1 protein-coding gene is annotated in these 1,228 nt (G+C 48.0%); it reads right to left on the reverse strand.

Annotation, left to right across the window (positions count from 1 at the left end; all coding sequences use genetic code 11):
* Positions 1 to 300 precede the first annotated feature (300 nt).
* The gene (locus tag BMY36_RS19135; protein WP_050519396.1) at positions 301 to 747 is read right to left on the reverse strand and encodes a response regulator; all 447 of its coding nucleotides are present in this window, start codon (positions 745 to 747) and stop codon (positions 301 to 303) included.
* Positions 748 to 1,228 lie beyond the last annotated feature (481 nt).

The raw sequence follows: 1,228 nt of genomic DNA on the forward strand, positions 1-1,228 counted from the left end.
CACCGCCTTCCAGACCTTTGCTGGGCTCGCGGCATAATTATGTCCTGTAAATGGGCATCCTCAAACAACGACAAAGTTTGCGACACAACTCACAAATCCGATGAAAGCTGCGGACGCGTTAAGCCGCTGGTCGTCGCCATCCGCACAGCATCACGCCGAAACTCGTCTTTGTATCTCCTTGCCATTCCATATCTCCTTCATAGCAAATATTGCTCGAAAGAGACCGGAACTGAAACGGGGCAAGACCAATGTGCCACAACTGGACTCTCGACATCTTTCAGGGCGCCAGCTTGTGTCTCCTCAAGCTGCACTCGTCCGCAACAGCTCTGACGGCATAAATATTTCTCCATCCGCCATCAAGCGTATGGCGTCTTGTAGCAGTTTTAAGGGCAGTGTCTTTGGGACGAAGCCAATTGCGCCAGCCAACAGTGCGCGTCCTACAGCATGGCTGTTAGCCATCCCAGAGAGCATTGCAATCCTCCCACCATTGGCAGTTGAAAGCTTACTCATGCTTTCCATCGGCTCTAACAAAGGCATATCATCGTCGAGTAGAATTACGCTGAACGGTCCTTTTAGCTTGATTGCATCGAGCGCAGATTTAATGTCAAAAACGGCCACGGCCTCGAAGCCTGAGTTTGTCGACAGATATGAAGACATCGCCTCAGCCACAAGCTCATGATCGTCGACGACCAATACCTTCACACTATCAGACGCGAATAATGAGCGTGCTGCATCTTGACTTACCATAACTTTATTTCCTTTCGAATTCAATTGATTAACGCAACCAAACATGTTTGAGTGGATCAGAAAATTATTAGGCCTTCCTCCGTTGATCGCTAATGAGCTAGCCTAAAGGGCCTTGAATGGCAGCCTTAAACTCTACATTCGGATATTTAATAAACCAACCACCCTTTGTCGAACTATGCATGCGCAGCAAAGCAACACTTATCCACTGTAGCTTCACTGGCATCGGGCATGTCGATTTTCTGCGTACCAACCAATAGGCCAAAGCAGTGTATCAAAAAGACTAATTTTGCATTAGCCTAGGCATCGCGCAGACACATCACCACCTAAAGATTTATAGCTATATCTTTGGTGTGATATGTGCGCAAAAGTTGGTGAGGCTTGATTGGGCGGCGGTTTTAAGGTGGCGGGGCTCTGTTGCACAAATCCCATGAGGGATTCATCTTGTGAATCCAGCATGGTAGCTGTGTGGTATGAGTAAACC

Origin of the sequence: Pseudorhodobacter antarcticus, from assembly GCF_900110135.1 — a bacterium.
Lineage (GTDB): Bacteria > Pseudomonadota > Alphaproteobacteria > Rhodobacterales > Rhodobacteraceae > Pseudorhodobacter > Pseudorhodobacter antarcticus.

Bases quoted from the DNA above. Each gene is read 5' to 3' on its own strand.
- BMY36_RS19135 (WP_050519396.1), bottom strand. From the start codon at position 747: ATGGTAAGTCAAGATGCAGCACGCTCATTATTCGCGTCTGATAGTGTG.